This window comes from Pseudomonas monsensis (assembly GCF_014268495.2).
Taxonomy (GTDB): domain Bacteria; phylum Pseudomonadota; class Gammaproteobacteria; order Pseudomonadales; family Pseudomonadaceae; genus Aquipseudomonas; species Aquipseudomonas monsensis.
In genome coordinates this window covers 1,214,667-1,239,394 of record NZ_CP077087.1, presented here as the reverse complement: position 1 = coordinate 1,239,394, position 24,728 = coordinate 1,214,667, and the positions used below count along the sequence as shown (strand labels likewise).

Annotated in this window: 20 protein-coding genes; 13 read left to right on the top strand and 7 right to left on the bottom strand. The window is 59.7% G+C overall.

Translation table 11 applies throughout. The features are described 5' to 3' along the window. Window positions 1-81 precede the first annotated feature (81 nt). Window positions 82-1,527 (bottom strand): aldehyde dehydrogenase family protein, encoded by a 1,446-nt coding sequence (locus tag HV782_RS05190; RefSeq protein WP_186748598.1) that lies wholly within the window; start codon window positions 1,525-1,527, stop codon window positions 82-84. 75 nt (window positions 1,528-1,602) lie between these two features. Next, window positions 1,603-2,514 (bottom strand): 5-dehydro-4-deoxyglucarate dehydratase, encoded by a 912-nt coding sequence (kdgD, locus tag HV782_RS05185; protein WP_186748599.1) that lies wholly within the window; start codon window positions 2,512-2,514, stop codon window positions 1,603-1,605. Window positions 2,515-2,750: 236 nt separating this feature from the next. Between kdgD and HV782_RS05180 the strand changes: the two genes are divergently transcribed. The 3 genes from HV782_RS05180 to HV782_RS05170 all read left to right on the top strand — a co-directional run bounded on the left by HV782_RS05180 (window position 2,751) and on the right by HV782_RS05170 (window position 4,843). Beyond that, a complete protein-coding gene (locus HV782_RS05180) occupies window positions 2,751-4,055 on the top strand; it encodes a phospholipase (protein ID WP_186748600.1) in 1,305 nt (434 codons plus the stop codon). A 10-nt stretch (window positions 4,056-4,065) separates the two neighbouring features. Further along, a complete protein-coding gene (locus HV782_RS05175) occupies window positions 4,066-4,257 on the top strand; it encodes a hypothetical protein (protein WP_186748601.1) in 192 nt (63 codons plus the stop codon). A 211-nt stretch (window positions 4,258-4,468) separates the two neighbouring features. Continuing rightward, window positions 4,469-4,843, top strand: a complete 375-nt coding sequence (locus HV782_RS05170) for a hypothetical protein (RefSeq protein ID WP_186748602.1) — start codon at window positions 4,469-4,471, stop codon at window positions 4,841-4,843. A gap of 3 nt (window positions 4,844-4,846) precedes the next feature. Here the strand turns inward: HV782_RS05170 and HV782_RS05165 are convergent, their stop codons facing one another. From HV782_RS05165 to HV782_RS05150, 4 genes are all read right to left on the bottom strand, one after another. After that, window positions 4,847-5,593 (bottom strand): FadR/GntR family transcriptional regulator, encoded by a 747-nt coding sequence (locus HV782_RS05165; RefSeq protein WP_177490658.1) that lies wholly within the window; start codon window positions 5,591-5,593, stop codon window positions 4,847-4,849. Window positions 5,594-5,784: 191 nt separating this feature from the next. After that, window positions 5,785-7,512 carry an ABC transporter ATP-binding protein/permease gene (locus HV782_RS05160; protein ID WP_186748603.1) on the bottom strand — a complete coding sequence of 576 codons (1,728 nt, stop codon included), beginning with the start codon at window positions 7,510-7,512 and terminating at the stop codon, window positions 5,785-5,787. A 96-nt stretch (window positions 7,513-7,608) separates the two neighbouring features. Then, entirely contained in the window at window positions 7,609-8,169 is a 561-nt protein-coding gene (locus tag HV782_RS05155; RefSeq protein ID WP_003221630.1) for a response regulator transcription factor, read from the bottom strand. Beyond that, the gene (locus HV782_RS05150) at window positions 8,162-9,424 is read right to left on the bottom strand and encodes an ATP-binding protein (protein ID WP_123464611.1); all 1,263 of its coding nucleotides are present in this window, start codon (window positions 9,422-9,424) and stop codon (window positions 8,162-8,164) included. Before HV782_RS05150 ends, HV782_RS05155 begins: the two co-directional genes overlap by 8 nt. A gap of 234 nt (window positions 9,425-9,658) precedes the next feature. Between HV782_RS05150 and HV782_RS05145 the strand changes: the two genes are divergently transcribed. Continuing rightward, on the top strand, window positions 9,659-10,375 hold the full coding sequence (locus HV782_RS05145; RefSeq protein WP_123464609.1) for an SIMPL domain-containing protein: 717 nt from the start codon (window positions 9,659-9,661) through the stop codon (window positions 10,373-10,375). A 172-nt stretch (window positions 10,376-10,547) separates the two neighbouring features. Here HV782_RS05145 and HV782_RS05140 read toward each other — a convergent pair whose 3' ends face one another. After that, window positions 10,548-10,913: a DUF6124 family protein gene (locus tag HV782_RS05140; protein WP_186748604.1), complete on the bottom strand. Its 366-nt coding sequence runs from the start codon at window positions 10,911-10,913 to the stop codon at window positions 10,548-10,550. Window positions 10,914-12,091: 1,178 nt separating this feature from the next. Here HV782_RS05140 and HV782_RS05135 point away from each other — a divergent pair. The 9 genes from HV782_RS05135 (at window position 12,092) to HV782_RS05095 (ending at window position 24,721) form a co-directional block, all read left to right on the top strand. Continuing rightward, window positions 12,092-13,693, top strand: a complete 1,602-nt coding sequence (locus HV782_RS05135) for an ABC transporter substrate-binding protein (protein ID WP_186748605.1) — start codon at window positions 12,092-12,094, stop codon at window positions 13,691-13,693. Between the two features lie 259 nt (window positions 13,694-13,952). Further along, on the top strand, window positions 13,953-15,578 hold the full coding sequence (locus HV782_RS05130; RefSeq protein WP_128616058.1) for an ABC transporter substrate-binding protein: 1,626 nt from the start codon (window positions 13,953-13,955) through the stop codon (window positions 15,576-15,578). A gap of 302 nt (window positions 15,579-15,880) precedes the next feature. Continuing rightward, complete coding sequence (locus tag HV782_RS05125) at window positions 15,881-17,479, top strand: ABC transporter substrate-binding protein (RefSeq protein WP_128616059.1); 1,599 nt, start codon at window positions 15,881-15,883, stop codon at window positions 17,477-17,479. Window positions 17,480-17,655: 176 nt separating this feature from the next. Beyond that, window positions 17,656-19,068 (top strand): OprD family porin, encoded by a 1,413-nt coding sequence (locus tag HV782_RS05120; RefSeq protein WP_128616060.1) that lies wholly within the window; start codon window positions 17,656-17,658, stop codon window positions 19,066-19,068. Window positions 19,069-19,145: 77 nt separating this feature from the next. Then, window positions 19,146-20,741 (top strand): ABC transporter substrate-binding protein, encoded by a 1,596-nt coding sequence (locus tag HV782_RS05115; RefSeq protein WP_186748606.1) that lies wholly within the window; start codon window positions 19,146-19,148, stop codon window positions 20,739-20,741. 73 nt (window positions 20,742-20,814) lie between these two features. Next, window positions 20,815-21,825, top strand: coding sequence for an ABC transporter permease subunit (locus HV782_RS05110; protein WP_007953665.1), 1,011 nt, complete (start codon window positions 20,815-20,817; stop codon window positions 21,823-21,825). Between the two features lie 10 nt (window positions 21,826-21,835). Continuing rightward, window positions 21,836-22,762 carry an ABC transporter permease subunit gene (locus HV782_RS05105; protein WP_123464594.1) on the top strand — a complete coding sequence of 309 codons (927 nt, stop codon included), beginning with the start codon at window positions 21,836-21,838 and terminating at the stop codon, window positions 22,760-22,762. A 10-nt stretch (window positions 22,763-22,772) separates the two neighbouring features. Then, on the top strand, window positions 22,773-23,741 hold the full coding sequence (locus HV782_RS05100) for an ABC transporter ATP-binding protein (protein ID WP_186748607.1): 969 nt from the start codon (window positions 22,773-22,775) through the stop codon (window positions 23,739-23,741). Then, window positions 23,741-24,721, top strand: a complete 981-nt coding sequence (locus tag HV782_RS05095) for a peptide ABC transporter ATP-binding protein (RefSeq protein WP_025109499.1) — start codon at window positions 23,741-23,743, stop codon at window positions 24,719-24,721. The genes HV782_RS05100 and HV782_RS05095 overlap by 1 nt, the downstream gene beginning before the upstream one ends. Window positions 24,722-24,728 lie beyond the last annotated feature (7 nt).

The following is a 24,728-nucleotide window of genomic DNA, read 5'->3' as shown; positions in this document are numbered from 1 at the left end:
GCGATAGCATCACTGCGGTTGTTCAGTTACACCGCGGTGATGCTATCGCTTGCAGGCAAGCTCCTACGGGTATTGCGTGTGTCAGGAGCCTATATAGGCGGTTTTCACCACGGTGTAGAACTCTTGCGCATAGCGGCCTTGCTCACGTGAGCCATAGGATGAACCCTTACGGCCCCCGAACGGAACGTGGTAATCGACGCCAGCGGTCGGCAAATTGACCATCACCATCCCGGCCTGCGAGTGACGCTTGAAGTGGTTGGCGTACTTCAGCGAAGTGGTGGCGATACCCGCCGACAGACCGAACTCGGTGTCATTGGCCATTGCCAGCGCCGCGTCGTAATCCGCCACGCGAACAATATTGGCCACCGGACCGAAGATTTCTTCGCGGCTGATACGCATCGACGCTTCGCTGTCGGCAAACAGCGTTGGCGCGAGGAAATAACCTTCGGTGTCACAGGTCACCAGACCGCCACCACTGACCAGACGCGCACCTTCGGACTGGCCGATGTCGATGTACTTCAGGTCCTGCTCAAGCTGCGCCTGGGAAACCACTGGACCGATGTCAGTGCCGGATTTCAGGGCGTGGCCGACCTTGATCGACTTCATGCGCTCGGCCATCGCCTCGACGAACTTATCGTGGATCCCGGCAGTGACGATCAAGCGGCTGGAAGCGGTGCAACGCTGGCCGGTGGAGTAGAACGCACTCTGCACCGACAGCTCGACCGCTTGTTTGAGGTCGGCGTCGTCGAGAATGATCTGCGGGTTCTTGCCGCCCATTTCCAGTTGCACTTTGGCTTGGCGCGACACGCAGTTGACCGCGATCTGTCGACCCACGCCCACCGACCCGGTGAAGCTGATGCCGTCGACTTTCGGGCTCTGCACCAGCGCATCGCCAACCACGCGACCGCTGCCCATCACCAGGTTGAACACGCCGGCCGGAAAGCCTGCCCGGGAGATGATTTCGGCCAGTGCCCAGGCGCAACCCGGCACCAGATCGGCCGGTTTCAATACCACGCAGTTGCCGTAGGCCAAGGCTGGCGCGATTTTCCACGCCGGAATTGCAATCGGGAAGTTCCACGGGGTGATCAGACCGACCACGCCGAGTGCTTCGCGGGTGACTTCAACATTGACGCCCGGACGCACCGACGGCACGTAATCGCCGGACAGACGCAGGCACTCACCGGCGAAGAATTTGAAGATGTTGCCGGCGCGGGTCACTTCGCCGATGGCTTCGGGCAAGGTCTTGCCCTCTTCGCGGGCCAGCAAGGTGCCGAGTTCTTCGCGACGAGCCAGAATCTCGGTGCCGACTTTATCCAGCGAATCGTGACGGGCCTGAATGCCCGAAGTCGACCACGCCGGGAAGGCCGCGCGGGCGGCGTCGATGGCGGCGTGAACCTGAGTCAGGTCGGCCTTGGCGTAATCGCCAATGTTGTCGCTCAGTTCCGACGGGTTGATGTTGGCCGAGTAGTCGGCACCGGCAACCCATTCACCGTTGATGTAGTTGTCGTAGCGTTTTGCAGTTGTCACAGGGGCAGCCCTCACATCTCAAAGCCTTCACGCAAAAAGCCGCTGATTGCTCAGCGGCCTCGCTTTTATCGGGTGTTACTGCGCACCTTGCTTGTCGATCAGCGCGGCGAGCATTTCGTACTCTTCGGCGGTCAGGTCGGTCAGCGGGGCACGCACCGGGCCGGCGTCATAGCCGGCGATTTTTGCGCCTGCCTTGACGATGCTCACGGCGTAACCGGCTTTGCGGTTGCGGATGTCGAGGTACGGCAGGAAGAAGTCGTCGATGATTTTGCCGACGGTGGCGTGATCTTCACGGGCGATCGCGTGGTAGAAGTCCATCGCGGTTTTCGGGATGAAGTTGAACACCGCCGACGAGTAAACCGGCACGCCCAGCGCCTTATAGGCAGCGGCGTAGACTTCAGCGGTCGGCAGGCCGCCGAGGTAGCTGAAGCGATCACCGAGGCGGCGGCGGATCGACACCATCAACTCGATATCGCCCAGGCCGTCCTTGTAACCGATCAGGTTCGGGCAGCGCTCGGCCAGACGTTCCAGCAGCGGCGCGTTGAGGCGGCAAACGTTGCGGTTGTAGACGACTACGCCGATGTTCACCGATTTACACACAGCTTCAACGTGGGCGGCAACCCCGTCCTGGCTGGCTTCGGTCAGGTAGTGCGGCAGCAGCAACAGACCTTTGGCACCCAGACGCTCGGCTTCTTGAGCGTATTCGATGGCCTGACGAGTCGAACCACCGACACCGGCGAGGATCGGCACACTCGTTGCGCAAGTGTCGACGGCCGTCTTGATGATTTCCGAGTATTCGCTGGCAGCCAGGGAGAAGAACTCACCGGTGCCACCGGCGGCGAACAAGGCTGAAGCGCCATACGGGGCCAGCCATTCCAGACGTTTGATATAGCCCGCGCGGTTGAAATCGCCCTGCGCGTTGAAATCGGTGACCGGGAAGGACAGCAGGCCGGCGGAGAGGATGGACTTCAGTTCTTGTGGATTCATTTTTCGAACACCCTGGGTAGCAACGTTTTTTGTGAGTTTTATGATTCAGCCAGCGCTGAAGTTGTAGGTCATCGTACAACTTAAAAGATAACCGTCAACTGCATTTCATCGCTGACCAGCATTTTTTGTCGGACAGGATTCTTTCTTGACGTAGGAAAATTCTCATCTAGGCTCGATTTAACTGTATATGCATACAGTTAAATTAAACCCGCCGATGACATATCAAGGAGAAAGAAATGTCCGGACTACAGCCCAAACCACAGGAAAGACCCAAGCCGGTCATCGCCCGTTTCGATGATCTGTTCACCAAGACCGGCATCCGCTTCAGCACCGACAACCCGCATCTGGTGCTGCACATTGCCGACGCCCACAGCGATGTCGAACAGGTCACCGGCCTCCCCGGCAAACCGCTCAAAGGCAAAGCGCAATTGCGCTTCGAAGGCGCTGAACACACGGCCATCGGCGACAACACCCTGCTGCGCTTCAGCGAAACCGCCGAACCGATCCGTGCGCAAAACGTGCCGTTACACCTGCCCAACGGCCTCGCCCTGACCTACGGCCAGATCCTGGCACTGGGCGGCGATTTCTACGGTGTGGTCGACCGGCCGATCAACGAAGGGGCGACCCCGGCCGATCGCCTGAACCGCTTCAACGCTGCCTTCGATTCCCTTGCCGTGCTGTCGGCGTCCCGTGCCGAGGCGCCGCAGATCCTCGCGGTCATGCAGAAAGAGATCGACGCGGTTAAACAGGCGATCAAGGACGGTAAACAACCGCATGAAGCCTACGATGCGCTAGGAGATACGTTGTCGGAAGAGTGGAACAAGCTCACCGGCGGCGGCAGCTTTGTCTCGGCGCTGTTCCCGCTTGGGCGTTATCTGAAACTGGCGGCGAACAACGCCGATCACTTCGGCGAATGGGCCAGACTGGCCTACATCGCCGGCCACACCGCCGCCCTGCAGACCGCCGTCGCGGCCCGGGCCAGTCACGATGAGCAACAGCTGGAAAGGGCCTACGCGATGAACGCGTTCGCCGACCATTTCCTCACCGACCTGTTCTCTTCCGGGCACCTGCGCGTGCCGCGCAAAGAGATGGCGGCGGTGGTGACGCCGAGCGACCTTGGCTCGCTGGTAACCCGCTTCATGCACGACGAAGACAGCAAATTCGGCCTCAAGGTGCGCAACGCCCATGGCGCTCAATGGCGTGCCTTCGGCGACAAGCGCTATTTCGAGGCCAGCGACGCGGACAACCGCACCCAGGTCAATCTGGCTGTGCAGGCCTCGGCGGATGAAGTCTTCGCCGCCTATCTCAGCGGCAATGCGCCCGCTCCGTCGGCGTTCGCCGCGCTGCAACGGGTGCCGGATCTGACGGCGGTACTGAATCTTTCCAGCAACTTCTCGCCGCTGTTCCGGGTCGAGGGCGGCAAAGTACTGCGGCGCAAAGACGTCAACAACCTCAACGACACCGCGACCATCGACGACTGGTGGGGCTGGAGCACCTATCTCTTGCTCAAGAACTACCAGCCCACCGGCAACGTCAATTGAGGAGAACACCATGACGATCACATTGAAACTGGAACTGGCCTCAGGCCAATCGCTCAAGGGTGCGCCGCTGGAACTGTTGGCCAAAGGCCTGCCAATTGCCCGGGCGACCGTGGATGATCAGGGATACGCGACGTTTAACGCCAAACCCGTCACCGGGCCGCTGGCCGTGAGAGTGGATCGCTCGATTCTGCCCACCCTCTAACCCCTTCCCTGCAGGAGCTACCGCAGGCTGCGATCCTTTGACGTTGATTTTTAATGATCAAGATCTAAAGGTCGCCGCCTGCGACAGCGCTTGCAAAAGGAAATTGAAATAGCTGGCAACGAACGGTTTAAAGCGCCTCTGCGCAAAGGCCCGTACCGTGCACAAACCGCCGTGAACGGATCACGGCTCACCTCGCACGGAGAGCGAACCCATGACTTTTGCCCCACCAGTCCTTTCCCAAGCCCCCGGTCACCCACCGGAAAAAGCCACTGTCAGCCTGTCGACACTCGGCGACGAATTGATCCTTCAGGTGCCTGACGCGACCGACATTCCGGCGAACTGGGAGGTCTACCCGATTCTCGGCGCCGATCCCGAAGACCCCGACTGGCAAGGGCAGACCCAGCCCACAGGGATCTGGGACGATGCCAGCGAAGAGGCATTGAAACTCAACGGTATCGAGTTGCGCATCCCCAGGGAGGCGCTCGAAACCTATCTGAACGAAGAGGTTGAGCTGCGCTACAAGTTCGCCGATGAGTCCAGTCTGGAGCCGTGTTCCGAGCCGCTGATGCTCTGCATCGAAACCTGAGGCTCAGCGCTGCGCCTGCGCCTCTTCATGGGCCTGGCGCAATCGTTCGCGGCTGTTGGTCAGGTGCAGACGCATGGCGGCACGGGCCGCATCGGAATCCTGACGGGCGATCGCTTCGTAGATTTCTTCGTGCTCGCGGCTCAGACGGCTCATGTAGTGCTGCTGATCGTCATGCGCCAGGCGCGCGGAATTCAGCCGCGTACGCGGAATGATGCTGGTACCCAGGTGGGTCATGATGTCGGTGAAATAACGATTGCCGGTGGACAGCGCGATTTCCAGGTGAAAGGCGAAGTCCGACGCAACCGCGTCACTGGCGTGTGCAGCACTTTCGTTGAGCGCATCGAGAGCGGCACGCATGGTTGCCAGTTGCTCCGGGCTGCGGCGTTGCGCCGCGAGCCCGGCCGACTCGACTTCCAGGCTGATGCGCAATTCGAGAATGGCCAGCACATCCCGCAGGGTAACGACGGTGGCCGGGTCAATCCGGAAACCGCTCGGGCTCGGGGTATCGAGCACAAAAGTGCCAATGCCGTGACGGGTTTCCACCTGACCGGCGGCCTGCAAACGGGAAATCGCCTCGCGCACCACTGTGCGGCTGACCCCATGAGCTTCCATGATCGCCGACTCGGTGGGCAGCTTGTCGCCACGCTTGAGCAGGCCATCGCGGATCTGCTCGCTCAGCACCGTCACCAGTTCCTGGGCCAGGCTGCGGCGCTTGCGTGGGAGGCGCGGGGTGTCGATCAGGTTTTCCATGGTGTGCATCGGGTCTCGAAAATTCGGCTTGTGGGCATGATAGCTCAAGCGGGTTGTACGATCACTTTCCATTTCCATACAAAACCTGTGGGAGCTGGCTTGCCAGCGATGAGGCCATACCTGTCGATGAAGATGTCGACTGAACCGACGCCATCGCTGGCAAGCCAGCTCCCACATGGGATGTGTGTTGATCAGGCAGTCACGGTCTGTTCAACCAAATGGCCGCTGTCGATCCGCACATGCCGTGGGTGGAAGCGTTTCAAACTGCTGCGATGGCCGACGCTGACAATGCTCAGACCCGGCAACTGATCAATCAGTGCCTGATACAGCGTCGCTTCGTCTTCCTCATCCATCGCCGAAGTCGCCTCATCCATGTACAGCCACTGCGGTGCGTAAAGCAATGCACGAGCGAAGGCCAAACGTTGCTGCTCGCCCGGCGACAACATGCGCTGCCAGTGATTGGCCTCGTCCAGCCGCGCGACCAGATGCGGCAAGCGGCAGGTTTCCAGCACTTGTGCATAACGCTCCGGCGCGTAGGTGTCGCCAGGTTGTGGATAACTGAGCGCCTCGCGCAGGGTGCCGATCGGCAGATACGGTTTCTGCGGCAGGAACAGATACCGCGCCGCCGGCAGCCGAATGTTGCCGTGCCCCGCCGGCCACAAATGCCCCATTGCCCGCAGCAACGTGGACTTGCCGCTGCCGGAGCGGCCGCTGAGCATCACCCGCTCGCCCGGCTCGACAGTCATATCGGCATTGGTCAGCAGATGACGACCGTCGGCCAGATCCAGACCGAGGTTGTGCACCTTCAATTCGCTCCCCTGATTCTGCACATCAATGGCGGGAGTGCGGTCTTCGTTGTCGGTCATGGCCTGGCGGAAACTCAGCAGTCGATCACAGGTGGCGCGCCAGGAAGCGAGGCTCTGGTAAGCATTGATGAACCAACTGAAGCTTTCCTGAACGTTGCCGAATGCCGAGCTGATCTGCATCAGCTCACCGAGCTCAATCTTACCGGACAGGTAACGCGGCGAAGCCACGATAAACGGAAAGATGATGGCCGCCTGACTGTAACCGGCGGTAAAGAATGTCAGGCGTTTGGACACTTTCATGATGTCCCAGAAGTTGTGCCAGACATTACCGAAGCGGGCGCTCAATCGGCGATTCTCGTTCGGTTCGCCGTTGTACAACGCGATGCTTTCGGCATTCTCGCGAATTCGCACCATGGAAAAACGCAGGTCGGCTTCGAAACGTTGTTGCTGGTTATTCAGACCGATCAAGCGACGACCGATCAAATGCGTCAGCCAACTGCCCACCACCGCGTAAACCAGCACACACCAGAACATGTAGCCGGGAATGGTGATGCCGTAAACCTCGATACTGCCCGACACGCCCCACAGAATGATCGAGAACGACACCAGGCTGACAATATTGCGCAGCAGCCCGATGCCCAGTTCAAGCGTGTTGGAGGTGAAGTTGTTGAGGTCTTCGGAAATCCGCTGATCCGGGTTATCGGTGTAACCACCCTGCTCCAGGTGGTAGTAATTCTTGTCGGCAAGCCATCGGGAAAAATGCTTTTCAGTGAGCCAGGCCCGCCAGCGAATCGTCAGCATCTGAGTCAGATAAAGCCGGTAAACGGCACCGATAATCGCCACAGCCGCAATCGCACAGAAATACAGGATCAGTTGCCAGAACGCCGCTTCATCCTTCTTTTGCAGCGCATTGTAAAAGTCCTTGTACCAAGTGTTGAACCACACCGAGATACCCACGCTCAGTAGCGAGAGCGCGATCACTGCGATCAACAGCGTCCAGGCCTTGCCCTTCTCTTCACTGCGCCAATAAGGCGTGATGATTCCCCAAACCTTGCGAAAAAACTGCCCGCGCACAGCATCGTTGACCGCGGAATATTCAGCGTTCTGATTCATGGATAAGGCTCAATATAGAAAAGAACAGACACGCACCGATCATAGTAGATCGGTGCGTTTTATCGCGAGGGCTGAAGATAGCCGTTCAGCGCAGGTTCAGCGACGAACCGGGCGCTTCTGCAGTTTGCGCTGCAGGGTGCGGCGGTGCATGCCCAGGGCGCGGGCAGTGGCGGAGATGTTGCCTTCGTGCTCGGTCAGCACCCGCTGGATGTGCTCCCACTGCAGGCGATCGACCGACATCGGGTTTTCCGGCACCAGGCTGTCGAGGTCGGCGTGCTCGGAGAGCAGCGCGGCCAGCACGTCGTCGGCGTCGGCCGGCTTGCACAGGTAGTTGCAGGCACCGCGCTTGATCGCTTCGACAGCGGTGGCAATGCTCGAGTAACCGGTGAGGATCACTACGCGCATTTCTGGGTCCAGTTCCAGCAACTTCGGCAGCAGCACGAGGCCGGAGTCGCCGTCCATTTTCAGGTCCAGCGCGGCGTAGTCCGGCAGGTCAGCCTGGGCGATGGTCAGGCCCTCTTCAGCGGAACCTGCGGTACTCACGCGAAAGCCGCGGCGGGCCATGGCGCGAGCCATGACACGGGTAAAGGTCGCGTCGTCGTCGACCAGCAGCAGATGCGGCAGCTCTTCGCCTTCGACTTGGATTTCGTCACTCATGTTGGTCTCCTCGGGCGCCGTGGGGCAGGCGCAGCTCGGTGAGCGTGCCGCCTTCCTCATGACTGTAGAGTTTCACTGAGCCGCCGGCGCGTGTCACGCTGGCCTTGCTCAAAAACAGGCCCAGGCCGAAACCTTTGCCCTTGGTGGTAAAAAAAGGTTTGCCGATCTGCTCGGCGATGGCCAGCGGCACGCCGGCACCGTGGTCACGAATGCTGATGGTCACGTTCTCGACGTCCCAGTCCAGGGTGACCTGGAGATTTTCCGGGCAAGCGTCGGCGGCGTTGTTGAGCAGGTTCAACAGCGCCTGAGTCAAATCCGGCGGCGGCGCCATGCGCGGCACACTGCCCTGACCGAGACGCTGGAAGCGGTAACTGGCTTCCGGACGCATCAGGTGCCAGCGGTTCAGCGCTTCGTCGAGCCACTGGGTGACGTCCTGCATCTCCACGGCCATCCGCCGGTTGGCCTCGGCAGCACGCACCAATTGTTGCAGGGTCTCTTTGCACAGTTTGACCTGATCCTGCAGCACTTTCAGATCGTCTTGCAGCATCGGGTCGGGATGATCCTGCTGCATTTCCTTGAGCAATACACTCATGGTTGCCAGCGGCGTGCCCAGTTCATGTGCCGCGCCGGCAGCCTGGGTGGCGACGGCGAGCAACTGCTGATCGCGCAGGCCTTCTTCACGGCGGATCGCCCGCAGCTCTTCCTGGCGGCGCAGCTCCTCGGCCATGCGTGCAGCAAAGAACGTGATGACCGCCGCCGCGAGGGCAAAGCTCAGCCACATGCCATAGATCTGCAGGTTCTCGCGGGCCACCGGCAGGGTTTCCAGCGGGTAGAAACGCGTCAGCATCAAGGTGTACAGCGCCAGCGCAATACCCGACAGAATCACCGAATAACGCCACGGCAGCGTCACGGCGGCGATGGTCAGCGGCACCAGGTAATAGGAAACGAACGGGTTGGTCGAACCGCCGGAGAAATACAGCAGCGCACTGTGGATCACCAGATCGCACGCCAGCTGCAACGCGTATTCGAGCTCGGTCACCGGCCACGATGTGCGCAGGCGCACGGCGGTGAACACGCACAGCAGCGTCGAGCAGCCAAGGGTCATCGCCAATTGCACCCACGGCAACGGCAGCAGTTGCAGCCAGTAGGCCAGGCCGACGGAGCCCGCCTGCGCAGCGAGCACCAGGGTGCGGATGAAGGTCAGCCGCCAGAGGTTCTGGCGAGTGGCGGAAGTCAGTTGTACGGGGGCGAGCATGAGCTCTCCTGATGAGCGCTCCAGGCGGATCGCACGGAGTATAACCAAGCCGCGGCCTTGAGAGGCGAAAGTGCGGCAAACGACCACACCGCAAAAGCTGCAAGTTTCGAGCTGCAAGCTACAAGTGAAAGCGTTTGGCTTGTAGCTTGAGGCTTGCAACTTGAAGCTGCTTTCTGGAGTCTGATGGTTCACGCAGGCCCGAACCAACACCTGCGCCCTTATCAAGGAGCCTTCATGCACACATTTCGCCGCAGCGCCGCCCTTCTCGCCCTGACCGTCGGCAGCGCCGCTAGCCTTCCAGCCCTGGCCGCCGATGAGCTGCACTACAACCAGATTGCCCTGCGCGCCGAAGTCAGCCAGGAAGTGGCCCGCGACCTGATGATCGTGACCCTCTACACCGAAGAACAAAACACCGACCCGGCCAAACTCGCCGCCGACGTCAGCACCACCATGAACAAGGCTCTGGCCCAGGCCAAGCAAGTCAAAGACATCACCCTGCGCCAGGGCAGCCGCAACAGCTACCCGATCTACGACACCAAGGGCCAGAAAATCACCGGCTGGCGCGAACGCGCCGAACTGCGCCTGGAAAGCGCCGACTTCGCCGCCCTGTCCAAACTCACCGGCGAACTGCTGACCGACCTGAAAATGGGCGGCATGGACTTCGCTATCGCCGACCCGACCCGCAAGGCCAGCGAAGACCAATTGCTCAAGGAAGCCGTCACCGCCTTCAAGGCCCGCGCCCAACTGGCCACCGACGCTCTGGGCGGCAAGGGCTACAAAATCGTCAACCTGAACCTCAACAGCAACGGTTATCCACAACCGTACATGCGCGCCCCGATGATGATGAAAGCGGCGGCCATGGATTCAGCGCCAGTGACGCCGGAAGTTGAAGCCGGTACCAGCCAGGTCAGCATGACGGCTGATGGCTCGATTGAAGTGTTGATGCAGTGATTTGATGTGGGCTGAATGAAAAACCGCCGATCGGTGAATGATCGGCGGTTTTTTTATGCCCGTGATTTTTGTGTTGAATGTTCCGTCGCCATCGCGAGCAGGCTCACTCCTGCAATTTGGAATGTGTTCCCCTGTAGGAATCAGCCTGCTCGCGAAGAACGATAACGCGGTCTCAGGTCTGCGGATCAACCCGATCCAGCGCCCGGTTCACCGCCAGCTCGGCCAGCATGATGATCTGCTGAATCGCCAACGCCGTATTACGCTCGGGCCGGCCCAACTGATCCGCAAAATTACCTGCCAGCGTATTCGCCGACGCCAGTGACTCATAGGCATGCGCCAACAGGCTTTCAGTGTCGATGTTTGGCTGGATCAGGAACATCGTACTGGGTTGCCGGGGTTTGACCGGGTCGGGGCTGAGGTAAAAATCCAGGGCGCGTTTGATGGCTTCGCGGTTTTTGGCGAGGTCGTCGGCGCGGATGGCTTCAGCGAGTGGGGTTGTGGGTTCGAGGGGTGGATCGGGGACAATTTTATCTTTCATGAAAATCTGCTCGTCATTCGAGCCAGCCCTTAGCCATTTCTCACGTGGTAAAGGGTGGCAGCTATGTGCGGAGTGAGAAACCGGTGAGCAGAAAACCGGCCAGACCGAAGTCTGCCCGCACACAGCCGCCATAAGGCATCGCGACAGCTTATAAGTCGGCCGCAATTATGGTCTTACTGGTGCTAGTTTCAAGCTCGACGGGTTCTCACACCCGATCGCTGAACATTCAGCGACAACCAGAGCCTAGAGAGCCCACGTCCGACGGATAACCTGAAAACCTTGTGGGAAGGTTCTGATTATTTGACACAAATTTAAACAACCAAAAGCCAACCCTCACCCTAGCCCTCTCCCGGAGGGAGAGGGGACTGACCGAGGTGTTTGGGCGAGGTACGCCGACGTGCGATTGCAGTGTTGAACTCAGATTCTGAAACAGATCAAAAGCCCCTCACCCTGGCCCTCTCCCGGAGGGAGAGGGGATTGACCGCGGTGTTTGGCAGAACTACGTCGACCTGAAATACCGAGTCGAACTCAGATTCTGAAACAGATCAAAAGCCCCTCACCCTAGCCCTCTCCCGGAGGGAGAGGGGACTGACCGCGTGGACTGGAAGAGATACGCCGACGTGCGATACCGAGTCGAACTCAGATTTTGAAAAGCCCACAAATCGGCTCCCTCTCCCTAGGGAGAGGGCTGGGGTGAGGGGCGAATCCAACACAAAACCAAAGCCGAACACATCGTGCTCCTCACCACTCAATAGGCCGAGTGTCAGCTCGCCTGCTTTTGATCTTGATCCACGGGCGACATCGGAAGGCTGAGTGGAGGGATTGATCCGGGCGTGGGAGCGCAGCGACCGTTTGGCGCAGCCAAACACAGCGGGAGTAGGTGCAGCGAAGCAAACCGGAGACGCTGCGCCCGGATCGATCCCGCAGCGAAGGAACCCCGAGCCCCAGCGAGCGGGCCGCACGTAGGAGCAAGCCTTTTTGGTTACTTTTTCGGCGTTTGGAAAAAGTGACCCGCCGTAAGGGCGGAACCCTAGGCCGCCGTTACCGCAGCAACGGATATACCCACAACCGCTGGATATACCGAGATAGACACCTCCCCAAGAAAAACGATATTTCCGCCAACGCCCCCGCCCCAGCTACTCTTCCAAGATCACCACCGCCGATTCCCCGGGGACCCCATGCCAAGATCCACCCTAAAACCGCTCTTGATCTCCCTCGCCCTAACAGCCATAGCCCCGATCGCCAACGCCGCCACCACCCTGGTCTACTGCTCCGAAGCCAGCCCCGCCGGCTTCGACCCCAGCCAATACACCAGCGGCACCGACTTCGACGCCTCCGCCGAAACCGTCTTCAACCGCCTCACCCAATTCAAACGCGGCGGCACCGACATCGAACCCGGCCTGGCGACAAAATGGGACGTCTCCAGCGACGGCCTGCATTACACCTTCCACCTACGGCAAGGCGTGAAATTCCACACAACGGAATATTTCACCCCGACCCGCGACTTCAACGCCGACGACGTCCTCTTCACCTTCCAGCGCCTGCTCGACCCGGACAACGCCTTCCGCAAGGCCTACCCCGCCGAGTCCCCGTACTTCACCGACATGGGCCTGAACACCACGATCAAATCCGTGGAAAAGATTGACGACCAGACCGTGCGCTTCAACCTGAACAACGTCGACGCCGCCTTCGTGCAAAACCTCGCCATGAGCTTCGCCTCGGTGCAATCGGCCGAATACGCCGCGCAACTGTTGAAGGAAGGCAAAGCCGCCGACCTCAACCAGAAACCGGTGGGCACCGGCCCGTTCGTGTTCAAGCGCTACCAGAAGGACTCGCAAATCCGCTACGCCGCCAACACGGCGTACTGGAAACCCGAAGACGTCAAAATCGACAACCTGATTTTCTCGATCACCCCGGACGCCGCCGTACGCCTGCAAAAACTCAAGGCGGGCGAATGCCAGGTCAGTGGCTACCCACGCCCGGCCGACATCGAAGTGATGGAAAAAGACCCGAACCTGCGCGTGCTCAAACAAGCCGGTTTCAACCTCGGCTTCCTCGCCTACAACACCACTCACCCGCCCCTCGACCAGCTCAAAGTGCGGCAGGCACTGGACATGGCCATCGACAAACCGGCGATCATCAAAGCCGTTTACCAAAGCGCCGGCCAACTGGCCCAAAACGCCTTGCCGCCGGCGCAATGGTCGTATGACCCGAACATCAAGGATGCTCCGTACGACCCGGTCAAAGCGCGGGCACTACTGAAAGAAGCCGGGGTTGCACCGGGTACAACCATCAATCTCTGGGCGATGACGGTGCAGCGCGCATCGAACCCGAATGCGCGAATGTCGGCACAAATGATCCAGCAGGACTGGGACAAGATCGGCATCAAGGCCAACATCGTCAGTTACGAATGGGGCGAGTACATCAAGCGCGCCAAGAATGGCGAACACGACGCGATGATCTATGGTTGGACAGGTGACAACGGCGACCCGGACAACTGGCTCGGCGTGCTCTACAGCTGCGCGGCAGTGAAAGGCAGTAACTACGCCAAATGGTGCGACCCGGCATACGACAAACTGGTGCAGCAGGCCAAGGTCTCCACCGACAAGGCGCAACGGGTAAAACTGTATCAACAGGCGCAACTGATCCTTAAACAGCAGGTGCCGATCACGCCGATTGCCAACTCCACGGTGTTCCAGCCGCTGCGCAAGGAAGTCACTGACTTCCGCATCAGTCCGTTCGGGCTGACCCCGTTCTATGGCGTGGGTATAAATAAGTAACACCAAGCCCCAAGGCGGCGCGCACAACGTGACTCGCGCACCAATTTGGGGCCTCGTTTGCACCGTAAAAACCACCCGCAAACGGTCAAATGCGTCAGAAGTTACACAGATGCGACATTAAGGTACGTTCGTGCCACGCTTTGAGGCCGGCAGTCGCTCTGGATCTTGCAATGGGTATGGTCGCTGCATAAGTATCCGCAGGCACGACTCACGAGGTCGTACCTCAAATCAAAAAATGACAACAAATCATGAGGCCAACATGCTTAAACACGCGGTCATTCCGTTTTTAGTCGGCGCAGGCTTGTTAGCCTCCGCACCTTTCGCATCCGCTGCGACTAACCTGGTGTTCTGCTCCGAAGGGAGCCCGGCTGGATTCGACCCAGGCCAATACACCACCGGAACCGACTTCGACGCCTCAGCCGAAACCATGTTCAACCGCCTGACCCAGTTCGAGCGCGGCGGCACCGCCGTGATTCCTGGTCTGGCGACAAAGTGGGACATTTCCGAAGATGGCCTGACTTACACCTTCCACCTGCGTGAAGGCGTCAAGTTCCACACCACCCCGTATTTCAAGCCGACTCGTGAGTTCAACGCCGACGACGTGCTGTTCACCTTCAATCGCATGATTAACAAGGATGACCCGTTCCGTAAGGCGTACCCGACCGAATTCCCGTACTTCACCGACATGGGGATGGACACCAACATCACCAAGATCGATAAAGTCGACGACCACACCGTCAAGTTCACGTTGAAAGAAGTCGATGCCGCGTTCATCCAGAACATGGCCATGAGCTTCGCCTCGGTTCAGTCCGCTGAATACGCAGCGCAGCTGTTGAAAGAAGGCAAGGCAGCCGACATCAACCAGAAACCGGTTGGCACCGGCCCGTTCGTGTTCAAGAGCTACCAGAAAGACTCCAACATCCGCTACACCGGCAACAAGGACTACTGGAAGCCTGACGACGTGAAGATCGACAACCTGATCTTCGCCATCACCACCGACCCGTCGGTACGTATCCAGAAGCTGAAAAAGAACGAGTGCCAGGTCACCCTGTTTCCGCGTCCAGCGGATCTGGCGGCCCTCAAGGCCGACAAGACCCTGAAGATGCCTGACCAGGCCGGTTTCAACCTGGGCTACATCGCCTACAACGTGATGGACAAGGTCAAAGGCAGCAACGAACCGAACCCGCTGGCTGACCTGCGCGTGCGCCAGGCGCTGGACATGGCCGTGAACAAGCCACAGATCATCGACTCGGTTTACCAGGGCGCCGGCCAGTTGGCCGTCAACGCCATGCCGCCGACCCAGTGGTCTTACGACACCACCATCAAGGACGCCAAGTACGACCCTGAGAAAGCCAAACAGCTGCTCAAGGAAGCCGGCGTCAAGGAAGGTACCGAGATCGTGCTGTGGGCGATGCCGGTGCAGCGTCCGTACAACCCGAACGCCAAGCTGATGGCTGAAATGCTTCAGTCCGACTGGAAGAAGATCGGCCTGAACGTGAAGATCACCAGCTACGAGTGGGGCGAGTACATCAAGCGCTCCAAAGGTGGCGAGAACCAGGCCATGATCATTGGCTGGAGCGGTGACAACGGTGACCCGGACAACTGGCTGAACGTGCTGTTCGGCTGCGACTCGCTCAGCGGCAACAACTTCTCCAAGTGGTGCGACAAGAAGTTCGACGGCCTCGTCAAGGAAGCCAAGCGCACGACCGACCAGGCCAAGCGCACCGAACTGTACAAAGAGGCGCAACACGTCCTCAAAGATGCAGTCCCTATGACACCTATCGCTCACTCGACGGTGTACCAACCCATGCGCGCCAACGTGCAGGATTTCAAGATCAGCCCATTCGGCCTGAACTCCTTCTACGGCGTCAGCGTCAGCAATTAAGGCACGGCGACGGCGACGTTTTTAACGTCGCCGTTGTTTTTCCTGCCGGGAAGTTAGGAAATTGCCTACAGCCAATTCCGCCGTGGATTACCGCAGCGGTATAGGACGTGTCGCCTTTTCCTACGAGTATTCAGGCAATTACGCATTTACTGCCAGACCCACGGCCCCTACCGTCGGGATCCGACCAGTTTCTGCGTGGGCCACCGGCTTGCCGTACGCACTGGATTGAGCTCAATGCGACCACAGCGTCTCCGGATGAGACTGCGGCGCATTGCACAACACTAAAAAAGAGGGAGCGTCATATGCGCCATACCTTGGTTTTTTCCGCATTGCTGGGCGCCGGCCTGTTGGCCGCCACGTCCGCCAGTTACGCCGCCAGCAACAGCCTGGTGTTCTGCTCCGAAGGCAGTCCCGCTGGTTTTGATACCGCGCAATACACGACGGCGACGGACAACGATGCCGCCGAGCCGCTGTATAACCGTCTGGTGGAATTCGAAAAAGGCGCAACCAATGTCGTTCCAGGCCTGGCAACCAAGTGGGACATTTCCGAGGATGGTCTCAAGTACACCTTTCACCTACGTGAAGGCGTGAAATTTCATACCACGCCTTATTTCAAACCGACCCGCGATTTCAACGCCGACGACGTGCTGTTCACGTTTAACCGCATGCTCGATCCGCAACAGCCCTTCCGTAAGGCTTATCCGACCGAGTTTCCGTATTTCAACGGGATGAGCCTGAACAAGAACATCGCCAAGGTCGAAAAGACCGGGCCACTGACCGTGGAGTTCACGCTCAACAGCGTCGACGCCGCGTTCATCCAGAACATCGCCATGAGCTTCGCGGCCATCCTGTCCGCCGAATACGCCGACAAACTGCTGGCAGAAGGCAAGCCGAGCGACATCAATCAGAAGCCGGTCGGCACCGGGCCGTTCGTGTTCAAGAGTTATCAGAAAGACTCGAACATTCGTTACACCGGTAATAAACATTACTGGGACCCGAGCCGGGTCAAACTCGACAACCTGATCTTCGCGATCAACACCGATGCTTCGGTCCGTGTGCAGAAACTCAAGGCCAACGAGTGCCAGATCACCCTGCATCCGCGTCCGGCCGATGTCGATGCGCTGAAGAACGATCCGAAACTGCAACTGATCTCCAAGCCGGGTTTCAACCTCGGCTACATCGCCTACAACGTGCGCCACAAGCCTTTCGACCAGCTCGAAGTGCGCCAGGCGCTGGACATGGCGGTGAATAAACAAGGGATTCTCAACGCCGTTTACCAAGGCGCCGGACAACTGGCTGTCAATGCCATGCCGCCGACCCAGTGGTCCTACGACGATACGATCAAGGACGCCGCCTACAACCCGGAAAAAGCCAAAGAGCTGCTCAAGGCTGCCGGCGTGAAAGAAGGCACCGAGATCACCCTGTGGGCGATGCCGGTGCAGCGTCCGTACAACCCCAACGCCAAATTGATGGCCGAAATGCTCCAGGCGGACTGGGCGAAAATCGGTCTGAAGGTGAAGATCGTCAGCTACGAATGGGGCGAATACATCAAGCGCACCAAGAACGGCGAGCACGACATCAGCCTGATCGGCTGGACCGGTGACAATGGTGACCCGGACAACTGGCTCGGCACGCTGTACAGCTGCGACGCCATTGGCGGCAACAACTACTCCATGTGGTGCGATCCGGCGTACGACAAGCTGATCAAACAGGCCAAAGTCGTCACCGACCGCGACCAGCGCACCACGCTCTACAAACAGGCACAGCAATTGCTCAAGCAGCAAGTGCCGATCACGCCTGTCGCCCACTCGACGGTCAACCAACCGTTAAGCGTCAAAGTTGAAGGGTTCAAAGTCAGCCCCTTCGGCCGCAACGTGTTCTCGGGTGTCGGTATCGATTAAACCAGCCGAATAGCCGCAACGCTGAGGGGGGCCGTCTACCCCCTTCACGCAAGCGCTTTGCCGAAATTCGCCAATCCGGCCTTTTGCAAACGTTTGCGATGTGTGAACGAGTTCTAAACCAAAAACCGGCATACCAAAAAAAGCCGGCATAAAAAGAAAGTAAAGGAGCTTCACCCATGAAACTGAGCAGCACCGCGATACTGGCCCTGGCCATCAGCAGCATCACCGCCACGGCGTATGCCGAGGAACAGAGCCAGGCGTTCACTCCGGTAACCGTTAACGAGAAGAGCGCCCAGGCTGACGCCACCGGCTTCCTCGAGGGTTCCACGATCAGCGGCACCACCCGTAACTGGTACGCCAACGAACAACTCAAGCGTGGCGGCAAATTCACTTACCGCAAGGACGGCGTTGCCACCCCGACTGATCGTCGTATCAACTGGGTACAGGGCACCATCGTTAACTACACCTCCGGCTTCACGCAGGGCACCGTTGGTGTCAGCACTGAAGTGGCCGCGTACAACGCGGTGGCCCTGGAGCGTGATCGCAAGGACCTGGCCTCCAACAACGGCGGTGCACCGGGCTCGCGTCCAGGCGCAGGCAACAACCGTACGCTGACCAAAGAAGGCGGTGACGCTGAAGGCCAGTGGAGCAAACTGGGTCTGGCCAACGTCAAGTTCCGCGTGTCGAACACCACCCTGACCGCCGGTCGTCAGAACTTCAGCACCCCGATCGTCGACACCATCGGCAACCGCGCGCTGCCTTCAAGCTTTGAAGGTGTCAGCCTGCACAGCGAAGAGCTGAACAACCTGTCGTTCGATGCCGGCAGCTTCGACCGCGTATCGCCGCGTACCGAAGAGAGCCTGTCCAAATTCCGCTCCGAGTACACCAACAACAAAGCTGAAACCGATCGCGTCAGCATCGTGGGCCTGAACTATCAGCCGCTGAAAAGCCTGAAGACCAGCCTGTACGCTTCCAAGGTTGAAGACTTCTGGAACCAGTACTACTTCGGCGCCACCCACGAACTGGGTGACAGCAATATCGTCAGCCTGACCACCGGCCTGAACTACTACAAGACCGTCGACACCGGCAAAAAAGAGATGGGTGAAATCGACAACGACACCTACTCCCTGTCGTTCGGCCTGACTCACCAGGCCCACAGTCTGACCTTCTCGTACCAGGAAATTAACGGTAACGAGTACTTCGACTACCTGCACGAAACCAACGGCATCTACCTGGCCAACTCCCTGCTGTCCGACTTCAACGGTCCGAACGAGAAGTCCTTCCAGGTGGCCTATGGCCTGAACATGGCCGAATACGGCGTGCCGGGTCTGAAGTTCAACATCTACCAGGCTCGCGGCTGGGGCATCGACGGTACTCACTACACCGGCACTGCGTACGACGTACGCAATATGGACGGTGAGCACCACTATGAATACGGCATCGGTGCGACCTACGCGGTGCAGAGCGGCCCACTCAAGGCGACCACCATCCGTGGTACCTACACCGCTCACCGCGCCAGCGAAAACCAGTCCGATGGCAGCATCAACGAGTTCCGTCTCGTGACCACCATTCCGTTCAACATCCTGTAAAAACCGCCAACCGACGGCTGACTCATGATGAGTCGGCCGTTCGGTTTTTGTCTTCAACCGATTGCAGAGGGTTATCGATGAAAATGCTTCCCCTACGTGCGGCCGTCGCTGCCGCGTTGTTGAGCGCCGCCATCGGCGTCTCGGCCAAACCCTTGGTTGTCTGCACCGAAGCCAGTCCGGAAGGCTTCGACATGGTCCAGTACACAACTGCAGTCACTGCCGATGCGGTGGCCGAAACCATCTTCAACCGTCTGGCGGACTTCAAGCCCGGCACCACCGAGGTGATTCCGGCGCTCGCCGAATCCTGGGACATCAGTGAAGACGGCCTGACCTACACGTTCCACCTGCGCAAAGGCGTCAAGTTTCACACCACCGAATACTTCAAGCCGACCCGCGACATGAACGCCGACGACGTGGTCTGGAGCTTCCAGCGTCAGCTGGACCCGAATCACCCGTGGCACAAACTGTCGAGCGTGGGCTTCCCGTACTTTGAAAGCATGGGCTTCAAAGAACTGCTCAAAAGCGTAGAAAAAGTCGACGACAACACGGTCAAGTTCACCCTGACCCGCCGCGAAGCGCCGTTCCTGGCCGACATCGCCATGGCGTTCTCCTCGATCTACCCGGCCGAATACGCCGACCAGTTGCTCAAGGCCAACAAGACCGGCGACCTCAACAACAAGCCTGTCGGCACCGGCCCGTTCATCTTCCAGCGTTATGCCAAGGATGCGCAGGTGCGCTTCAAGGCCAACCCGGACTACTTCCGTGGCAAGCCTCCGGCCGACGCGTTGATCCTGGCGATCGCCACCGACAACAACGTGCGCCTGCAGAAGCTCAAGGCCAACGAGTGCCAGATCGCGCTGTATCCGAAACCGGATGACATCCCGAGCATCAAGAAAGACAGCAACCTGAAAGTCGACGAGCTGGACGCGATGACCGTCTCGTACATCGCCATGAACACCCAGCACAAATACATGAGCGACGTGCGCGTGCGTAAGGCCATCGACATCGCCTTCGACAAGGAAGCCTACGTCAACGCCCTGTTCGGCAAAGGCAACGCCTCGGTTGCGGTCAACCCGTACCCGCCGACCCTGCTGGGTTATAACCACGACCTGAAGAACCCGCCTCGCGATCTGGACAAGGCCCGCGCCCTGCTCAAGGAAGCCGGGGTTCCGGAAGGTACGGTGTTTACCCTGTTTACCCGTAACGGCGGCGGTCCGACCAACCCCAACCCGATGCTCGGCGCACAGATGATGCAGGCTGACCTGGCGAAAGTCGGGATCAAGATCGACATCCGCGTGATGGAATGGGGCGAAATGCTCAAGCGTGCCAAGGCCGGCGAACACGATATGGTGTCGGCCGGATGGGCGGGCGACAACGGCGACCCGGACAACTTCCTGACGCCTATGCTCAGTTGTGAAGCGGCCAAGAACGGCGAGAACTACGCGCGCTGGTGCAATGAGAAATTCCAGGCGCTGCTGGACGAAGCACGGGCTAAAGTAGATCCGGCCGAACGTGCGAAACTCTACGAGCAAGCCCAGGTCCTGTTTAATCAGGACCAGCCATGGATCAGCATGGCCCACACCCGGATGTTTACCGCAATGCGCAACAACGTAGAGGGTTATCACATCAGCCCTCTCACCACTAATAACTTCGCCACTACCCAGGTGAAGTAGATAAGAAACTCCCGGCCTCCCTGACCCCAGGGAAGCCGGGCACGCCTAACCGGCTGATGAGGTACCACACACGATGTTTAGTTTTATTGCCCGCCGACTGGGGTTGTTGATCCCCACGTTTTTCGGCATCACCTTGCTGACTTTCGCGTTGATTCGCATGATTCCGGGCGACCCCGTGGAAGTGATGATGGGCGAACGTCGGGTCGACCCCGAAATGCACGCTCAGGCAATGGAACGCCTAGGTCTGAACAAGCCACTGTATGCCCAGTACCTGGACTACATCGGCAAACTGGCCCACGGCGATCTCGGCGAATCCCTGCGCACCCGTGAGAGCGTATGGACCGAGTTCACCTCCCTTTTCCCGGCGACCCTGGAACTGTCCATGGCCGCCCTGCTGTTCGCCGGCATCCTGGGCCTGTTGGCCGGGGTGATTGCGGCCCTCAAGCGAGGATCCCTGTTCGACCATGGGGTGATGGGTATCTCCCTGGCGGGGTACTCGATGCCGATCTTCTGGTGGGGCCTGATCCTGATCATGTTCTTCTCGGTGAGCCTGGGCTGGACCCCGGTGTCCGGGCGGATCGACCTGCTCTACGACATCGAGCCGCGCACCGGTTTCATGCTGATCGACACGCTGCTGGCCGATGACATGGGTGCGTTCCTTGATGCCCTGCATCACCTGATCCTGCCGGCCATCGTGCTCGGCACCATTCCGCTGGCCGTGATCGCGCGGATGACCCGTTCGTCGATGCTCGAAGTGCTGCGTGAGGACTATATCCGCACCGCCAAGGCCAAAGGCCTGTCGCCGTCGCGCGTGGTGTTCGTGCACGGTCTGCGCAACGCGCTGATTCCGGTACTCACCGTGGTCGGTCTGCAAGTCGGCACCCTGCTGGCCGGTGCGGTCCTGACCGAAACCATCTTCTCCTGGCCCGGTATCGGTAAATGGCTGATCGAAGCCATTGGCGCCCGGGACTACCCGGTTGTGCAAAACGGCATCCTGTTAATCGCCTGCCTGGTGATTCTGGTCAACTTCGTAGTGGACATCCTCTACGGCTTTGCCAACCCACGCATCCGTCATCAGCGCTGAGGTCCATACCATGAGCACTCCAACATCCTCAGTAGCCACTTCCGCCCCAAACGCGGATCAAAGCCTGCTGTACCCGTCTCCGTACAAAGAATTCTGGCAAGCCTTCTCCAAGAACAAGGGCGCGGTGGCCGGCCTGCTGTTCATGCTGCTGATCATCTTCTGCGCGATCTTCGCGCCATGGGTGGCGCCGCATAACCCGAGCGAGCAATACCGTGACTTCCTGCTGACGCCACCGGCCTGGCTGGAAGGCGGGCAGTTGCAGTTCCTGCTCGGCACCGATGAACTGGGGCGTGACCTGCTGTCGCGTCTGATCCAGGGTTCGCGCCTGTCGCTGCTAATCGGCCTGTCGTCGGTGGTGATGTCGCTGATCCCGGGGATCCTGCTGGGTCTGTTCGCCGGTTTCTTCCCGAAGATGATCGGCCCGACCATCATGCGTCTGATGGACATCATGCTGGCCCTGCCGTCCCTGCTGCTGGCGGTGGCGATCGTCGCCATCCTCGGCCCTGGCCTGATCAACACCGTGATCGCCATTGCTGTGGTATCGCTGCCGTCCTACGTGCGTCTGACCCGTGCTGCGGTGATGGGCGAACTGAACCGCGACTACGTGACCGCTGCGCGCCTGGCCGGTGCCGGCCTGCCACGCCTGATGTTCATCACCGTGCTGCCGAACTGCATGGCGCCGCTGATCGTGCAGGCGACCCTGAGCTTCTCGTCGGCGATTCTCGATGCCGCCGCGTTGGGCTTCCTCGGCCTTGGCGTACAACCGCCAACCCCTGAGTGGGGCACCATGCTGGCCTCGGCCCGCGACTACATCGAACGCGCCTGGTGGGTGGTGAGCCTGCCTGGTTTGACCATTTTGCTCAGCGTGCTGGCAATCAACTTGATGGGCGACGGCCTGCGCGATGCGCTGGACCCGAAACTCAAGAACGCCGCCTGAGGAGATTCCCATGTCACTGCTAGAAATCAAGAATCTCAATGTTCGCTTCGGCGACAAGACCGCGACGCCCGTTGTCGACGGCCTCGACCTGAAAGTCGACAAGGGCGAAGTACTGGCCATCGTTGGCGAATCGGGCTCGGGTAAATCCGTGACCATGATGGCGCTGATGGGCCTGATCGAGCATCCCGGCATCGTCACCGCCGACTCGCTCAGCTTTGACGGCAAGGACATGCTCAAGCTGAGCAATCGTCAGCGTCGGCAAATCGTCGGCAAAGACCTGTCGATGGTGTTCCAGGACCCGATGACCGCGCTCAACCCGAGCTACACCGTCGGTTTCCAGATCGAAGAAGTGCTGCGCCTGCACCTGAAGATGTCCGGCAAGCAAGCGCGCAAACGCGCCATCGAGCTGCTGGAAAAAGTTGAAATCCCGGGCGCCGCCAGCCGCATGGACGCCTACCCGCACCAACTGTCCGGCGGCATGAGCCAGCGTGTGGCGATTGCCATGGCGATTGCCGGCGAGCCGAAACTGCTGATCGCCGACGAACCGACCACCGCGCTCGACGTAACGATTCAGGCGCAGATCATGGACCTGCTGCTGGCATTGCAGAAAGAACAGAACATGGGCCTGGTACTGATCACCCACGACCTCGCGGTCGTGGCCGAAACCGCCCAGCGCGTGTGCGTGATGTACGCAGGGCAAGCCGTTGAAGTCGGTCAGGTGCCGCAACTGTTCGACATCCCGGCGCACCCCTACAGCGAAGCGCTGCTCAAGGCGATTCCCGAGCACAGCCTCGGCGCCTCGCGCCTGTCGACGCTGCCGGGCATCGTTCCGGGCCGTTACGACCGTCCGCAGGGTTGCCTGCTGTCGCCGCGCTGCCCGTACGTGCAAGACAGCTGCCGTGCGCAGCGTCCGAGCCTTGACCCGAAAGCCAACAGCCTCGCCCGCTGCTTCTACCCGCTGAACCAGGAGGTGGCGTAATGGCCGTCGTACTTACCGCCCGCGACCTGACCCGTCATTACGAAGTCTCCCGTGGCCTGTTCAAGGGCCATGCGACCGTGCGCGCACTCAACGGCGTGTCGTTCGAGCTGGAGGCCGGCAAGACCCTCGCCGTGGTCGGCGAGTCGGGCTGCGGTAAATCCACCCTCGCCCGCGCTCTGACGCTGATTGAAGAGCCGTCGTCCGGCTCCTTGAAAATCGCCGGCCAGGAAGTCGCCGGTGCCGACAAGGCCCAGCGCAAACAGCTGCGCAAAGACGTGCAGATGGTGTTCCAGAGCCCGTACGCATCGTTGAACCCACGGCAGAAAATCGGTGATCAGCTGGCTGAACCTTTGTTGATCAACACCAACCTGTCGGCGACCGAACGTCGCGAGAAAGTCCAGGCGATGATGAAGCAGGTGGGCTTGCGTCCCGAGCACTATCAGCGCTATCCGCACATGTTCTCCGGCGGTCAGCGCCAGCGCATTGCGCTGGCCCGGGCGATGATGCTGCAACCGAAAGTGCTGGTGGCGGACGAACCGACCTCGGCGCTGGACGTGTCGATTCAGGCGCAGGTGCTCAACCTGTTCATGGATCTGCAGCAGGAGTTCAACACGGCTTACGTGTTCATTTCGCACAACCTGGCGGTGGTGCAACACGTGGCCGATGACGTGATGGTGATGTACCTCGGTCGCCCGGTGGAACTGGGCCCGAAAAACGACATCTACGAGCGCCCGCTGCACCCTTACACCCAGGCACTGCTGTCGGCGACCCCGACCATTCACCCGGACCCGAACAAGCCGAAAATCAAGATCGTCGGCGAACTGCCCAACCCGCTGAACCCGCCCGCTGGCTGCGCTTTCCACAAGCGCTGCCCGTATGCGACCGAGCGCTGCAGCACGGAAGAGCCGGCGTTGCGCCAACTCGATAGCCGGCAGGTGGCTTGCCACTACGCCGAGCAGTTCCTCGACGGCGCGGCATAAGCAAATC

Excerpts from the sequence above, each read along its gene's own strand:
- kdgD (WP_186748599.1), bottom strand. The coding sequence starts at position 2,514 with ATGAATCCACAAGAACTGAAGTCCATCCTCTCCGCCGGCCTGCTGTCC.
- HV782_RS05180 (WP_186748600.1), top strand. The coding sequence starts at position 2,751 with ATGTCCGGACTACAGCCCAAACCACAGGAAAGACCCAAGCCGGTCATC.
- HV782_RS05175 (WP_186748601.1), top strand. The coding sequence starts at position 4,066 with ATGACGATCACATTGAAACTGGAACTGGCCTCAGGCCAATCGCTCAAG.
- HV782_RS05170 (WP_186748602.1), top strand. The coding sequence starts at position 4,469 with ATGACTTTTGCCCCACCAGTCCTTTCCCAAGCCCCCGGTCACCCACCG.
- HV782_RS05165 (WP_177490658.1), bottom strand. The coding sequence starts at position 5,593 with ATGGAAAACCTGATCGACACCCCGCGCCTCCCACGCAAGCGCCGCAGC.
- HV782_RS05160 (WP_186748603.1), bottom strand. The coding sequence starts at position 7,512 with ATGAATCAGAACGCTGAATATTCCGCGGTCAACGATGCTGTGCGCGGG.
- HV782_RS05155 (WP_003221630.1), bottom strand. The coding sequence starts at position 8,169 with ATGAGTGACGAAATCCAAGTCGAAGGCGAAGAGCTGCCGCATCTGCTG.
- HV782_RS05150 (WP_123464611.1), bottom strand. The coding sequence starts at position 9,424 with ATGCTCGCCCCCGTACAACTGACTTCCGCCACTCGCCAGAACCTCTGG.
- HV782_RS05145 (WP_123464609.1), top strand. The coding sequence starts at position 9,659 with ATGCACACATTTCGCCGCAGCGCCGCCCTTCTCGCCCTGACCGTCGGC.
- HV782_RS05140 (WP_186748604.1), bottom strand. The coding sequence starts at position 10,913 with ATGAAAGATAAAATTGTCCCCGATCCACCCCTCGAACCCACAACCCCA.
- HV782_RS05135 (WP_186748605.1), top strand. The coding sequence starts at position 12,092 with ATGCCAAGATCCACCCTAAAACCGCTCTTGATCTCCCTCGCCCTAACA.
- HV782_RS05130 (WP_128616058.1), top strand. The coding sequence starts at position 13,953 with ATGCTTAAACACGCGGTCATTCCGTTTTTAGTCGGCGCAGGCTTGTTA.
- HV782_RS05125 (WP_128616059.1), top strand. The coding sequence starts at position 15,881 with ATGCGCCATACCTTGGTTTTTTCCGCATTGCTGGGCGCCGGCCTGTTG.
- HV782_RS05120 (WP_128616060.1), top strand. The coding sequence starts at position 17,656 with ATGAAACTGAGCAGCACCGCGATACTGGCCCTGGCCATCAGCAGCATC.
- HV782_RS05115 (WP_186748606.1), top strand. The coding sequence starts at position 19,146 with ATGAAAATGCTTCCCCTACGTGCGGCCGTCGCTGCCGCGTTGTTGAGC.
- HV782_RS05110 (WP_007953665.1), top strand. The coding sequence starts at position 20,815 with ATGTTTAGTTTTATTGCCCGCCGACTGGGGTTGTTGATCCCCACGTTT.
- HV782_RS05105 (WP_123464594.1), top strand. The coding sequence starts at position 21,836 with ATGAGCACTCCAACATCCTCAGTAGCCACTTCCGCCCCAAACGCGGAT.
- HV782_RS05100 (WP_186748607.1), top strand. The coding sequence starts at position 22,773 with ATGTCACTGCTAGAAATCAAGAATCTCAATGTTCGCTTCGGCGACAAG.
- HV782_RS05095 (WP_025109499.1), top strand. The coding sequence starts at position 23,741 with ATGGCCGTCGTACTTACCGCCCGCGACCTGACCCGTCATTACGAAGTC.